This window comes from Janthinobacterium agaricidamnosum (genome assembly GCF_003667705.1).
Lineage (GTDB): Bacteria > Pseudomonadota > Gammaproteobacteria > Burkholderiales > Burkholderiaceae_D > Janthinobacterium.
In genome coordinates this window covers 2,535,174-2,547,169 of sequence record NZ_CP033019.1, presented here as the reverse complement: position 1 = coordinate 2,547,169, position 11,996 = coordinate 2,535,174, and the positions used below count along the sequence as shown (strand labels likewise).

Below are 11,996 nucleotides of genomic sequence, written 5' to 3'. Positions count from 1 at the left end.
CGCGCACATGCAAGCGGCTAGTCTTCGACGGCAAACGCCACCGCCGCCTCGCAATGAATGGCTGTGGTATTAAATAGCGGCAAGTCGATATCGCCGGGCTGGATCAGCAGCGGAATCTCCGTGCAGCCCAAAATCACGCCCTGCGCGCCTTGCCGCCGCAGTTTCTCGATGATCTCCAGGAAAATGTTCCGGCTCGCATCGGTAAAGATATTCTGCACCAGTTCCGTGTAGATGATGTCGTGCAGGATTTCCTGGTCGGCCGCATCGGGCGTCGCCGTCGCGATGCCCTGCTGCTCCAGCGCATCGTGATAAAAGCGGCCCGCCATGGTCTGTTTGACGCCCAGCAAGCCGACCTTGCGCACACCCGACTCCCGCACCCGCTTCGCCGTTTCCTCGACGATGCTGATAAAAGGCAAGCCGATGCGTGGCACGACGGCCGGGGCGAAACGGTGGGCGCCGTTTGCGCACAGCAGGAAGAAATCCGCGCCCATGCCTTGCAGGCGTTGCCCTTCAGCGACGAGGAATTGCTCGATGGCGCGGGAATCGGGCTGCGCCGCGTGCGCGACGAAATCGGCCTGGTCGATGCTGACCAGCATGATGCGCGCGCTATGCGCGGGGCCGAGGCGCGCCACCAGCATTTCATTAAGCAGGCGGTAATATTCCAGGGTGGAAGCCCAGCCGATGCCGCCGATGAGTCCTATCGTCTTGTTTTGCATGTACCTTATTCCCCGCAAGATGAGTTGCGAAAATTATACGGCGGCCATCGCCAGCCATGTTCTGCCCATCAGGCGTCCAGCCACAGGAACAAGGCTTTATCCGGTGTGGCGGATCGATGCCAGTTCGCTTTCAACTCCATCAGGAATCCTGCCAGATCGACGGGATTGACCTCCAGCCCGGCCCATGGCGCGGTCTGCGCCCATGCCGCCGCGATATCGGCCAGATCGTCGGCCGCCATCCGCTCGAACGCCTGCGCAATCGCAGCGCTGAACATGTACAGCTCGCGGCCCGGAAAAGGCACATGCCGGATGGCAGGAGCCGTCGAGAACGTCAGCAATTGCCCCAGCGACACAAAATCCAGTTCGCCGGGCAAAGTGATGCCGGTGACGGGGAAAGAATCGAAGGCATCCTGCCAGCTGGCACATGCGCGCATCTCGGCTTCGGAACAGGCAAAAATATCGATTTTTTTCATAGTACAGTCAGATGCCCCCTCTCAAGCATAGCCCACATCATGCCGGTCCGACGTCGCGCGGCTGTATTCGCCCTCGAACGCGGCCAGGCTCTCCGCCTGCGCCCACAGGCTGGCGATGTAGCGGAATTCATCCTCGAACGGCTGCTCGAAATCGGGTACGTCCGTCGCATACTCGCAATTGCGGCTCAGCATGACCAGCCAGTCGGGATAGCGAAGCGCCGGGTACAGGCGTGTCAGGATGGCGTCGAGCGACGACACGCTTTCCCTGCCCGCCAGATAAGCGGCGCGCAATTCGACGATGAATTTTCCCGCCAGAAACTGGTCACTGAGACACTGCACACCCCGGTAGCGCTCGATGATGGCCTCGCCCAGGGGCAGCACCTCATCGCGGCCCCGGGCGCTGGCCAGCAGCACGACGTCCAGATCGTCGCCTTCCTGGTCCAGGCGCAAACGCTCCACGGCCCAGTCGACACAGCGGTCCGCCGGGCCAAAACCCATGCGCAGTTGAAAAAAGGCGATTTCCAATTCTGTCAGTTGTTCCATGTTTTTCCATTCAATACCGGTGATTGCCATGCCGACACCGGGGGCGCTTCGCTTGCATCCCGTATCGCGGTTTCACGCATTTGTTCCCCGCCTGCCGCTGCCGAGCAAGGCTGACAGCCAGCGCGGCCACCGCTCCCGCACGCCGCCGTTGTCTGCCGAATCGCGCCAGCAGTCGTCATAGGGCCACAGCTCATCATGGGCCTTCGTGCTGCTGACCAGGCATCGCTGCGTCAGCAGCTCAATTCTTTCCGCCAGGGTCAGCACCGGAAACCGGCCGTCATCTGCCGTATCGGCCCCTTTCGTGGCCAGATCATACTTGCCATCCACATTGTAAAGTCGCGTATCGCCGACGACATAGTCGCGGCGGAATGACGTGCGCCATTGCGAATTGCTGCCCCATCCATGCGACAGGTCGTTGACAGGGCGTCCCTTGCGGCGGTCAGCCCAGTACAGCGTCGATGCGTCGGCGATGCCGGGCTTGAAAATTGTCTTGCCAGCGCAGACATCGACGCCGCCACGCGAAAACAGCATGTTGCCGAGCATCACGCACGGCCATCTCCACGCCAAGATCGCGGCGCGCGCATGTGCAGACCCAGCGGGCTGCAGCTCGACTATCTCGTGATAAAAAGGCGAAAATTGTGCCGGCCGCAGCACCGTCATGCCCAGCGCCTCGACGAAAGCCTCATACTCGGCGAGCGACAGCGGTGGTCCGGCCCAGCCTTCGCCATTGCCGCGCCCCTGTTGCAAGGGCAAGACCAGCAGCTGGCCTATGCGGCTGAACGCGTGGAGTACCCACAATTCCTCTTTGCTTGCCGGCGGAACAGGATTTCCTTGCCTTTGCGCAAATGAACGCAGCCAGCCCAGTACCTGCGGATTGTCGCGCAACCAGGGAAGGAGCAGGTCGGCATACACGCCATCACCTGCATAATCGAGCAAGGCATCGTGCAGCGCGCGGGCGCCATCCAGCAAGTCAGGCAGATGCCATTCTTCCTGGATCACGCTGCGCGATGATTGTTGATACGGCATATATCGCTCACTGCGCCTGCAGCATCTTTTGCAGCACCGCATCAAGCTCATAAAAATCCACAGGCTTGGTCAGGTGCAGATCGAAGCCCGCGTCGGACGCCATCTGGCGATCCTTGTCCTGGCCCCAGCCCGTGACGGCCACGAGGATGGCGTTCTGACCGCAGGGCTCGCTGCGCAGCAGCCGCGCCACGTCGTAGCCGTTCATTTCCGGCAAGCCGATGTCGAGCAGGATCACGCGCGGCATAAAAGCTTGCGCGGCCGCCATGCCGGCCGCGCCATCGTAGGCCGTGCGCACCTCATAACCGAGGATGTCGAGCGCCAGCGCCAGGCTTTCGGCCGCGTCGGCGCTGTCGTCGATGACCAGCACCTTGCCCTCGCGCGTGCCGGCCAGCAAGCGTCGGTTGGGCTCGGGCGGCGCCTGCAGGGGCACGGCGGGCAGCGGCAGGCGCAGTTCGAACGTGCTGCCCTGCCCCACGCCATCGCTGCGGGCGCTGATGCTGCCGCCATGCAATTCGGCCAGGCCCCGCACGAGCGACAGGCCAATGCCCAGGCCGCCCTGCGCGCGCGACAGGGCCGGCTCCAGCTGCGAAAACATGTCGAAGACGGTGTCCAGGTGCTTGGGCGCAATGCCGATGCCCGAATCGCGCACGGTAATGTGCACGTCGTTTTCCGTGCAAGCCACTTCCAGCCAGATGACGCCGTTGGCGGGCGTGTACTTGACGGCATTGGTCAGCAGGTTGGCGATCATCTGCCCCAGGCGCGTGGCGTCGGCGTCGAGCCAGATCGGCTGCGGCCATTGCTCCACGTGCACCTTGTGGCCCGACTGCGCCGCCAGCTCCGCCACGCTGTGCAGAGCCGCTTCCACCACGGGCGCCAGCTCCACGCTGGCGCGGCGCAATTCCAGGCGCCCCCGCGTGATGCGTGACACTTCCATCAGATCGTCGACCAGGTGCGTCATGTGCCCCACCTGCCGTCCCAGCACGTCGCGGGCCCAGCGCAGCTGCGGGTCGTCCAGCTGCGCCAGGCGCAGCACTTCCAGCACGTTGCGGATCGGCGCCAGCGGATTGCGCAACTCGTGCGCCAGGGTCGCCAGGAACTCGTCCTTGCGCCGGTCGGCGGCCGCCAGCTGGTCGTTGAGCTCGCCTGCTTCCTTGCGCGCCAGCTGCAGCTGCTGCTCGTATTTGCGGCGGTCGCTGGCGACGAAGACGGCGATCTCGTCATAACGCACGCCCTCGTGCACGCGCCGCACGGCATTGAACAGCATGGGGATGGATTGCCCATGGCGCTGGCGCATGTCGAGCAGGATTTCCGACACGCTGCCCTGCACCTGCATCAGCGGCAGCCAGTGCGTCTGGTGGAACACGCGCCCGCCGATGGTCAGCAAGTCCTGCAGTTTCTTTCTCCCGAGCAATTCCCCGGCGCCATAACCGAGCCAGCCGCAAAAAGTGGCGTTCGCCTGCACGATGGTGCCGTCGGCCGTGCACAGCAGCAAGCCGCAGGCCGCGTGCTGGAACAAGGTACTGGTATCAGGCAAGGAAGGCATCGCGTCCCGCATTACAGGTGCAGGCCGTCGAGAAAGTGGCGGATGGCGCGGTAGCTGGCATCGGGCACGCTCATGTGCGGGCAATGGCCCGCATTCTCGACCACGTGCAGGCTGCTGTGCGGCAGCATCTCGCGCAAATACTCGCCCACGGGCAGCGGCGCGATGAAATCGTCGCTGCATTGCACGATCAGGGCCGGCGTGCGGTTGTGCGGCAAGATGGCGCGGTGATCGGACAAAAACGTCGCTTGCGCGAAATGCCGGGCGATGGCGGGATCGGTGCGGCAAAAGCTGCTTGCCAGGTCCTCGCCCAGCGCCGGCTGGCCGGGTGCGCCCATGATGGCCGGCGCCATGCCGGCGGACCAGCCCAGGTAATTGCTGTCCATGGCATCGAGCAAGTCGTCGATATCGGCACGGCTGAAGCCGCCCCGATAGCCCGCCGCCGCATCGTCGACATAGCACGGCGACGGCGCCAGCATGACTTGCGCGGCGAACAGGTCCGGCTCGGCGATACTGGCCAGCAAGGCGCTCATGGCGCTGACGGAATGGCCCACGCAAATGACGGGGCCGCCGCCGACGGCATGGATGACCTGGCGCAGATCGGCGCCATGCGCGTCAAGCCGCGCATAGCGATCAAAATCATAGGCACCCAAATCCGAAGCGCCGCTGCCGACCAGGTCGAACAGCACGGTGCGGTAGCGGGGACGGAACAGCGGCTCCAGATAGCGCCACATGGTCTGGTCGCAGCCAAAACCGTGCATGAACACCATTGTGGCTGCCGCGCCCGCCTGCGATGCACCGCTGCGTTCGCTTACGCGGACATTGTTCCGATCTTCTATACGCATGCCGCTTCAGCCTTGGATATTTCCATGTGGAATGTAAATTAATTTATTGCTAGCATCTTAACATGCGCGATTTGACCTTGGGCAACACCATTGGCGCTGGACAAACGCCTGGCTACGGCGGATAATGAGAACGATTCCCATTATCAAACTACCAGGCGTATGCCTGGCGTTTTCCTGTGCGCCGCTCTGGCGCCTGCTGGCGGCAACAAGCCGGTTTCATGTTGAAGGTTTGTACCGCATGCGCGCTTTCTGGACTGTCATACACCGCTGGGCCGGCCTGACCATCGCCCTCTTCCTCATCGTCGCGGGACTCACGGGCGCCGTCACGTCGTGGGACCACGAACTCGATGAATGGCTCAACGCCGACATCATGGACACCCCGGGCCGCGGCCCCCTGCAGGCGCCGTTTGCGCTGGCGCACAAGGTGGCCGCCGCCGACCCGCGCGTGGAAGTCAATTACATGACCCTGGGCCTGGAAGAAGGCCATGCGGCCGCCTTCATGGTGCGCCCATTGACCGATACGGCCACGGGCAAACCGTTCGTGCTCGGCTACAACACCGTCTACATCGACCCCGTCACGGCGCAGATCACGGGCACGCGCGATTCGACGGCCATTTCCCTGTCGCGCCGCAGCCTGATGCCGTTCTTGCGCCATCTGCACTACAGCCTGCACGTGCCCGCCTTCTGGGGCACGGACCGCTGGGGTTACTGGCTGATGGGGAGCGTGGCCCTCATCTGGCTGCTCGACAGCATGGTGGCCTTGTATCTGACCACGCCGCGCCGTTTGCGCCAGCGCGCCCCGGACGAAGCGCCGCGCCACCGCGACGCCGCCAGCTGGTGGCAACGCTGGAAACCGTCGTGGGTGGTGCGCTGGGCGGCCGGCGGCTACAAGCTCAATTTCGATCTGCACCGCGCGGGCGGCCTGTGGGTGTGGGCCGTCATCATCGTCGTCGCGTTCACGTCGTTCTCGCTGAACCTGTACCGCGAAGTGTTTTACCCCGTCATGTCGCTCGTCTCCACCACCACGCCGGGACCGTATGAAACGCAGACGCCGGCGCCGTACGGCAGTTACATCACGCCCGTGATCGGCTTCGAGCAGGCGGTGGACATTGCGAAAAAGCAAGCCGTGCAGCGCGGCATCACGGCGCCCATCGGCGGCATTTATTATGGCGGCAATTATTCGTTCTACAACGTCTCGTTCTTCGACCCGGCCGACGAGTTCGGCACGGCCGGCATGGGCTTGTCGAACCTGTACGTCGACGGCATGGACGGCAGCATCATCGGCCAGCACAAACCCTGGGAAGGCACGGCCGCCGACGTCTTCGTGCAACTGCAATTTCCCCTCCACTCGGGCCGCATCCTCGGCTTGCCGGGGCGTATTTTGATGTCCTGCATGGGGCTGATGGTCGCCATGCTGTCCGTGACGGGCATCGTCATCTGGGAAAGAAAGCGCCGCGCGCGCCGGCTGCAGGCGAAAAGCCGCTGACACCCGCCTCAAGTAGCGCCCCATAGGGCGCAGGCGGACTGACTCAGCCTGCGCCGCACGCATTGCCACCGGCACGATCATGTGCAACGCGCAACGCCCCTCGCACCTCAGCACTTTGCACCACAGTCGCCGGCACATGCCGGCCGTCTGCGCTGCGCGCTTGCCGTGCGCCAGACATCCCAAACCCTCAAATGCAGTTTACTTGCATTAGCATGGCGTGCCGGCTATTATTGCAACTCGATTGCATCTATACCATCGCGCTGCGCCTGCATCCCGCGCCAGCACCCCATTCCGCCTTTTTAGAGAGATCCATGCGCCATCACGTATTCGCAGCTGCCATGCTGTCCACCGCCCCGCTCGCTTATGCGGCAGACGACGTCACCCTGCAAACCATCAAGGTCCGGGCAGACAAGCCTTCAAACATCGACAGCGTCGTTCTGGTCGAGAATACGCAAGCCCAGAACAGGACGCTGGGCGGCATGCTCGAGCATGTCTCGGGCGTGCAAAGCAGCGCCTTCGGGCCGAATGCGGGCGCACCGGTGATCCGCAGCCTGAGCGGCAGCCGCGTGCAGATCCTCGAAGACGGCCAGTCCATCCTCGGCATGAATGCGCTCAGCGGCGACATCGACATCCCGTTCGATCCCCTGTTTGCGCGCAGCGTCACCGTCAACAAATCATCCGATAGCGTGCGTTTCGGCGGCAATGCGATCGGCGGCAGCGTCGACGTCGATTCCGGCCTCGTTTCCCGCAAGATGGAGAGCACGCGGAAGGATGTGGAACTGGTGCTGCGCAAGGGCTTCAATGATGCGAACGCGCAAGGCTTGCGCGCGAACTTCAACGACGGGCAGCGCTTTTCGACGAATCTGCAGCTGTCATTCCAGAAGATCGGCCATTACGATATTCCCGGCAACAGCAAGGCAGGCGTGTGCAACAGCCAGCTGTTCCCCGCGAAGGGCGGCGTGAATACCTTTCTGGCCGACAGTTGCCAGAAGGAAGCGCGGATCCAGCAGGTCTACAACAAGGCGTCGCAGCCGTTTATCGACCAGTTCATGAAGGAAAATCCGGACTGGGCGGACGGCGATTTTTCCTTCTACACCAATAATCCGACCTCCGTCTGGCAGCGCAAGACCTACGTCAATCCGGCCAACCCCGCCTACGTGCCGGGCACGCCATCGATGACCCAGAACAAGATCAACAAGGACGTGACGCCCGATTACCACGGCACCCTGGGCAACAGCCATGCCAGCAATGCCCACTTTGGCGTCGGCAGCACCTACTTTTTCGATCGCGGCTACGTGGCCGTCAGCCTCGATTCCAAGGAAAGCGAATATGGCGTGCCGGGCTTTTCCATGGAAAACAAGTCGTTCGGCGCGAACTATGACGAGGGGCTGCCCGTCGGCGTGATCATCAAGCAGGATAAATATGCGCTGGAAGCGCATCTGCGCGACCCCGTCGCGTACATTGAAAGCGCGCAATTGCGCGTGTCCCGTCTGAACAATGCGTCGGGAGAGCGTCTTGGCGCTACCAAAGCCAACGACTACCGGTTCGACACGAATCAAGCCGAGCTCCTGCTGGCGCAGCGGCGCGCCGGTCCCTTGAGCGGCTTGCTTGGCCTCAGCTACAAGGCCAGGGATATCACCGGCAGCGGAACGCAACTTTACCTGCCCGACGCAAGCACGCTCAGCCGCGCCCTGTTCGTCAAGCAAAACCTGGAATTCGACTGGGCCACCTTCGATGCGGGCTTTCGCCATGAAAACGTGGCGCACGACATCCGCAAGAGCGGATTCAAGACGTCGAGGAATGCGAGCAACTCCACACTCGAGGACAAGTCGTTCAGCCTGAACAGCTACAGCCTGGGCGCTTCAACCAGGCTTGGCCAGCTGTTCGGCGCAAAGCTGCGCTACTCGGCGTCGGAAAGAGCGCCCGACGTCAATGAGTTGTATGCGAGCAACCGCCACTATTCGATCATGACCCAGGAAGAAGGCAACCAGAAATTGAAGGCCGAGCGCGCGAGGAATACGGAACTGACCGGTTTGTTCGCCAATCGCGGCTTCCAGCTGTCCGCGACGGGCTACGTCATGAAATACGAGAACTATCTCTACCTTGGCCATTCGGGCGCCCAGATGGCCAATCGCCTGCCATTAAAATACTGGAAGCAGACCGATACGACGGTCAAGGGATTCGAGATCGATGCCTCACAGACCGTTCAACTCGGCGCCTACGGCAAGCTGAACCTCTCCGCATTTGCCGACCTGGTCAAGAACAAGGCGGACTATCCCGACAAGCTGCGCGCGCACAATGACGGCGCCTACCTGCCCAACATGCCCACCAACCGCTACGGCGCCAATCTGCAGTGGGAAAACCAGGGCTGGAAGACGCGGTTGTCAGGCACCCGCTACGACAAGCAAAAGTACCTGGGCAAGAGCGTCAGCGAGGAAGTGCCGCTCGACGGCTACACCATGGTGAACTTCCAGGTAAGCCGCGCACTGCAGGTGCGGGATTCGCCGTTTGCCAGCGTCGAGGTGTTCATCAGCGGCAGCAACCTGCTCGACGCGGATGCCAGGCCGCACAATTCCCCGCTGAAATACATCGCGCCCTTGCCGGGCCGTGGCTTCCAAGTTGGCCTGAGCGCCAGGCTTTAAGGCACGCTGCCGTTGCGCTCCCGCCGCACCAGCGCCAGCAGGCTGTCGCCCCGGTTGCCGTCGCAGCAGACGGCCACGCCATCCGTGAAGCCGGGCGCCGTCAACCGCGTCAGCACGCTGCCCGGGGGCATTTCCAGCGCCAGCCGGGCGCCCCGCTCCCACGCCAGGCGCACGGTACTGCTCCACTGCACGCGCTGGGCCATGTTAGCGGCCAGGCTGTCGCGGATGCGGGCCGGGTCGAACAGCGCGCGCGCCGCACTGCTGCTCAGGTAGACGAGCGACGGCCGGCGCATGGCCACGCCGTCGAAAGCCGCGCGCAAGTCCAGCGCGGCGCCTTCCAGCAGCGGGCAATGCGACGGCACGCTGACGGCCAGGCGCTTGGCCTTGCCGGCGCCATGTGCGAGGGCCAGCGCCATCACGGCCTCCAAGGCAGGTTCGCTGCCGGCAATGGCGATCTGGCGCGGCGCATTCAGGTTGGCGATATACACGGGCGTGGCGGCGCCGTGCACCCGGGCCAGCAAGGGTTCGAGTTGCGCCAGATCAAGCCCGATGATGGCAGCCATGCCGTAACCGGTGGGATACGCCTGCTCCATCAACTGTCCGCGCCGCGCCACCAGGCGCACGGCATCGCCGTAATCGAGCGCGCCGGCGACGACGGCGGCCGCATACTCGCCGATGGAAAAGCCGGCCACCATGTCGGGCAGCGCGCCGCGCGCGGCCAGGGAGCGCGCCATGGCCACGCCCGCGATCAGCAAGCACAGTTGCACGGCCCGCGTCGACGCCAGCGCGCAAGCCGTGTCCAGCGTCAAGGGATCGTGGCCCAGCACTTCAGCCGCCTCGGCCAGGGTATCGGCCACCGCCGCGTCGCCGGGCAGCGCGTGCAGCATGCCCGGAGACTGGGCGCCCTGGCCGGGAAAGGTAAACAGCACGCTCATGCCGGCTCCCATGGCGTGGCCGTCAGCACGGGGCCCTGGTCCGTTTTCAGCAGGACCCGGCCCCGCCCCGCCGCCCACTCGGCATACGCAAAGCCGCCATGGCCCGTGTCGATCTGCAGGTCCAGCCGGCATGCCGTGACAGTCTCCGCGATGGCGCGCAGGGCCTCGGCTTGCGCGGCGTCCGGCGGCGCGGCAAGGCGCAGCACAAGATCAAGGTCGCTGTCGGCCCGCAGCACGGGCAAGCCGCTGGCCAGGGCAAATCCCACGCCGCCCGTCGGCCCCCAGGCCCAGCCCGTGGCGTCGAGCAGGGGCGCGACCTGCCGCAATGCGTCCAGCGCGGCGCAGGAAAAATCAGGCAGCGGCATCCTCGCCACCGTTTCAGGCGTCACGCGGCGCACGACGGCGGCCGCTTCCACTTCGCACGCCTGCCGCTCGCTGCGCAGCAGGCCGCGCACGCCCACGGGAATCCGCCCGGGCGCGCAGTTGGCGCGCCGCACCACCAGAGGTGCGGCGGCCATCCACGCGGCATCAAGCCAGGCAGGCATGGATGCGCCGTCCGGCAAGCCGGATACCCACAATAAATCATGCGCGCGCCAGGCTTCCATCAGGCCACCACAGCCTTGACGGCGAAGAACAGCAGCGAAGGCCCCAGCAGACAACCCAGGCCCGTATGAAACGTGGCCACCAGCGCGCCATACGGCACCAGTTTGCGGTCGGTGGCGGCCAGTCCCGCCGATACGCCGCTGACGGTGCCGGCCAGGCCGCCGAAGACCATCGCCGAACGGGGCGTCTTCAGGCGCAGGAAGCGCGCCGCGACGGGCGTGCCCACCATCACGAGGATGGCCTTGATGAGGCCGGCCGCGATGCTCAGGGCCATGACGTCCGAGCTGGCGCCGATGGCCGCGCCCGTGACGGGGCCGACGATGTACGTGACGGCGCCGGCGCCGATGGTGGTCATGCTGACGGCGTCCGAATAGCCAAACGCGTAAGCCACGCCGGCGCCGACGAGAAACGGCAGCACCACGCCCAGCACCAGGGCCACGAGGCCGATCAGGCCCGCCTTGCGCGCCTCGGTCGCCTGCACCTCGAAGGCGGTGGCGACGATGGCGAAGTCGCGCAGCATGGCGCCGCCCATCAGGCCGATGCCGCCGAACAGCGACAGATCGGCCAGGCCCTTGTGGCCGCCGCTATGCACGCCGCCCCAGTAAGCGAGCCCCAGGCCGATCACGATCGCAATGGCCGAGCCATGCACGCGGCCGAAGGTCAGGTATTTCGACAGCGCCATCGATACCAGCATGATCAGGCCGACAAAGGCGAAGGCCGTCACCAGGCCATTGTGGATGGCCGCTTTTTCAAAGAGTTCAAGCATGACGGTGCTCCTTGACCAACATCGACTCCGCTTCGGCGGCGGCCGGGTTTTCCATGCGCGCGGTTTCCATCCGGTTCATCAGCGAGATCACGGCGCCGCAAACGAGCACGGAACCGATGGCGGCGAGGACGGCCACTGGGCCGCCGCGCAGGGCCGCCACCACATCCTGCTGGGCCGCCATCGCCACCACCACGGGAATATACATGGCGCCCCAGTATTCGACGCCCCGCTCCGTCATCTGCGGCAGCCAGGATCGGCGCTGCATGTAGAGCCGGGCGCAGATCAGCAGCAGCATGGCGATGCCCACGCCGCCCACGTTGGTCTTGACGCCCATCAGCTGCCCGAGCAGGTCGCCCAGGAAGATGCCGAGCAAATGGCACAGGGCCAGCAGTGCGGTTCCGTAAATGATCATGATTGTCTC

12 protein-coding genes are annotated in these 11,996 nt (G+C 64.4%); 2 read left to right on the top strand and 10 right to left on the bottom strand.

The features are described 5' to 3' along the window. Nucleotides 1-17: 17 nt before the first annotated feature. The 6 genes from D9M09_RS11455 to D9M09_RS11430 all read right to left on the bottom strand — a co-directional run bounded on the left by D9M09_RS11455 (nt 18) and on the right by D9M09_RS11430 (nt 5,143). On the bottom strand, nt 18-716 hold the full coding sequence (locus D9M09_RS11455; protein WP_121669311.1) for an aspartate/glutamate racemase family protein: 699 nt from the start codon (nt 714-716) through the stop codon (nt 18-20). Between the two features lie 68 nt (nt 717-784). Continuing rightward, a complete protein-coding gene (locus tag D9M09_RS11450; RefSeq protein WP_121669310.1) occupies nt 785-1,189 on the bottom strand; it encodes a hypothetical protein in 405 nt (134 codons plus the stop codon). Nucleotides 1,190-1,210: 21 nt separating this feature from the next. Further along, complete coding sequence (locus D9M09_RS11445; protein ID WP_121669309.1) at nt 1,211-1,732, bottom strand: hypothetical protein; 522 nt, start codon at nt 1,730-1,732, stop codon at nt 1,211-1,213. A 72-nt stretch (nt 1,733-1,804) separates the two neighbouring features. Further along, nucleotides 1,805-2,758: a hypothetical protein gene (locus D9M09_RS11440; protein WP_121669308.1), complete on the bottom strand. Its 954-nt coding sequence runs from the start codon at nt 2,756-2,758 to the stop codon at nt 1,805-1,807. A gap of 7 nt (nt 2,759-2,765) precedes the next feature. After that, nucleotides 2,766-4,301, bottom strand: a complete 1,536-nt coding sequence (locus D9M09_RS11435; protein ID WP_121669307.1) for an ATP-binding protein — start codon at nt 4,299-4,301, stop codon at nt 2,766-2,768. Nucleotides 4,302-4,312: 11 nt separating this feature from the next. Then, nucleotides 4,313-5,143 carry an alpha/beta fold hydrolase gene (locus D9M09_RS11430; protein ID WP_121669306.1) on the bottom strand — a complete coding sequence of 277 codons (831 nt, stop codon included), beginning with the start codon at nt 5,141-5,143 and terminating at the stop codon, nt 4,313-4,315. 238 nt (nt 5,144-5,381) lie between these two features. On the opposite strand from D9M09_RS11430, the gene D9M09_RS11425 reads away from it, so the two are divergent. Together D9M09_RS11425 and D9M09_RS11420 are read left to right on the top strand one after the other, a co-directional pair. Further along, complete coding sequence (locus D9M09_RS11425) at nt 5,382-6,629, top strand: PepSY-associated TM helix domain-containing protein (RefSeq protein WP_070288526.1); 1,248 nt, start codon at nt 5,382-5,384, stop codon at nt 6,627-6,629. 338 nt (nt 6,630-6,967) lie between these two features. Continuing rightward, nucleotides 6,968-9,271, top strand: coding sequence for a TonB-dependent receptor (locus tag D9M09_RS11420; RefSeq protein ID WP_240453618.1), 2,304 nt, complete (start codon nt 6,968-6,970; stop codon nt 9,269-9,271). On the opposite strand, the gene mdcH is transcribed toward D9M09_RS11420, so the two are convergent. Genes mdcH through madL form a run of 4 tightly spaced genes read right to left on the bottom strand, consistent with a single transcriptional unit; the run spans nt 9,268 to nt 11,987 of the window. Then, nucleotides 9,268-10,206: a malonate decarboxylase subunit epsilon gene (mdcH, locus tag D9M09_RS11415; protein WP_121671053.1), complete on the bottom strand. Its 939-nt coding sequence runs from the start codon at nt 10,204-10,206 to the stop codon at nt 9,268-9,270. The two genes, D9M09_RS11420 and mdcH, sit on opposite strands and share 4 nt — an antisense overlap. Next, nucleotides 10,203-10,811 carry a malonate decarboxylase holo-ACP synthase gene (locus tag D9M09_RS11410; protein WP_121669305.1) on the bottom strand — a complete coding sequence of 203 codons (609 nt, stop codon included), beginning with the start codon at nt 10,809-10,811 and terminating at the stop codon, nt 10,203-10,205. Before D9M09_RS11410 ends, mdcH begins: the two co-directional genes overlap by 4 nt. After that, on the bottom strand, nt 10,811-11,575 hold the full coding sequence (madM, locus tag D9M09_RS11405; protein ID WP_070218632.1) for a malonate transporter subunit MadM: 765 nt from the start codon (nt 11,573-11,575) through the stop codon (nt 10,811-10,813). The genes D9M09_RS11410 and madM overlap by 1 nt, the downstream gene beginning before the upstream one ends. Further along, nucleotides 11,568-11,987 (bottom strand): malonate transporter subunit MadL, encoded by a 420-nt coding sequence (gene madL, locus D9M09_RS11400; protein ID WP_070218631.1) that lies wholly within the window; start codon nt 11,985-11,987, stop codon nt 11,568-11,570. The genes madM and madL overlap by 8 nt, the downstream gene beginning before the upstream one ends. Nucleotides 11,988-11,996: the final 9 nt, after the last annotated feature.

What these genes read in the sequence shown, in the direction of transcription:
- D9M09_RS11455 (WP_121669311.1), bottom strand. Translation starts at nt 716, where the DNA reads ATGCAAAACAAGACGATAGGACTCATCGGCGGCATCGGCTGGGCTTCC.
- D9M09_RS11450 (WP_121669310.1), bottom strand. Translation starts at nt 1,189, where the DNA reads ATGAAAAAAATCGATATTTTTGCCTGTTCCGAAGCCGAGATGCGCGCA.
- D9M09_RS11445 (WP_121669309.1), bottom strand. Translation starts at nt 1,732, where the DNA reads ATGGAACAACTGACAGAATTGGAAATCGCCTTTTTTCAACTGCGCATG.
- D9M09_RS11440 (WP_121669308.1), bottom strand. Translation starts at nt 2,758, where the DNA reads ATGCCGTATCAACAATCATCGCGCAGCGTGATCCAGGAAGAATGGCAT.
- D9M09_RS11435 (WP_121669307.1), bottom strand. Translation starts at nt 4,301, where the DNA reads ATGCCTTCCTTGCCTGATACCAGTACCTTGTTCCAGCACGCGGCCTGC.
- D9M09_RS11430 (WP_121669306.1), bottom strand. Translation starts at nt 5,143, where the DNA reads ATGCGTATAGAAGATCGGAACAATGTCCGCGTAAGCGAACGCAGCGGT.
- D9M09_RS11425 (WP_070288526.1), top strand. Translation starts at nt 5,382, where the DNA reads ATGCGCGCTTTCTGGACTGTCATACACCGCTGGGCCGGCCTGACCATC.
- D9M09_RS11420 (WP_240453618.1), top strand. Translation starts at nt 6,968, where the DNA reads ATGCTGTCCACCGCCCCGCTCGCTTATGCGGCAGACGACGTCACCCTG.
- mdcH (WP_121671053.1), bottom strand. Translation starts at nt 10,206, where the DNA reads ATGAGCGTGCTGTTTACCTTTCCCGGCCAGGGCGCCCAGTCTCCGGGC.
- D9M09_RS11410 (WP_121669305.1), bottom strand. Translation starts at nt 10,811, where the DNA reads ATGGAAGCCTGGCGCGCGCATGATTTATTGTGGGTATCCGGCTTGCCG.
- madM (WP_070218632.1), bottom strand. Translation starts at nt 11,575, where the DNA reads ATGCTTGAACTCTTTGAAAAAGCGGCCATCCACAATGGCCTGGTGACG.
- madL (WP_070218631.1), bottom strand. Translation starts at nt 11,987, where the DNA reads ATGATCATTTACGGAACCGCACTGCTGGCCCTGTGCCATTTGCTCGGC.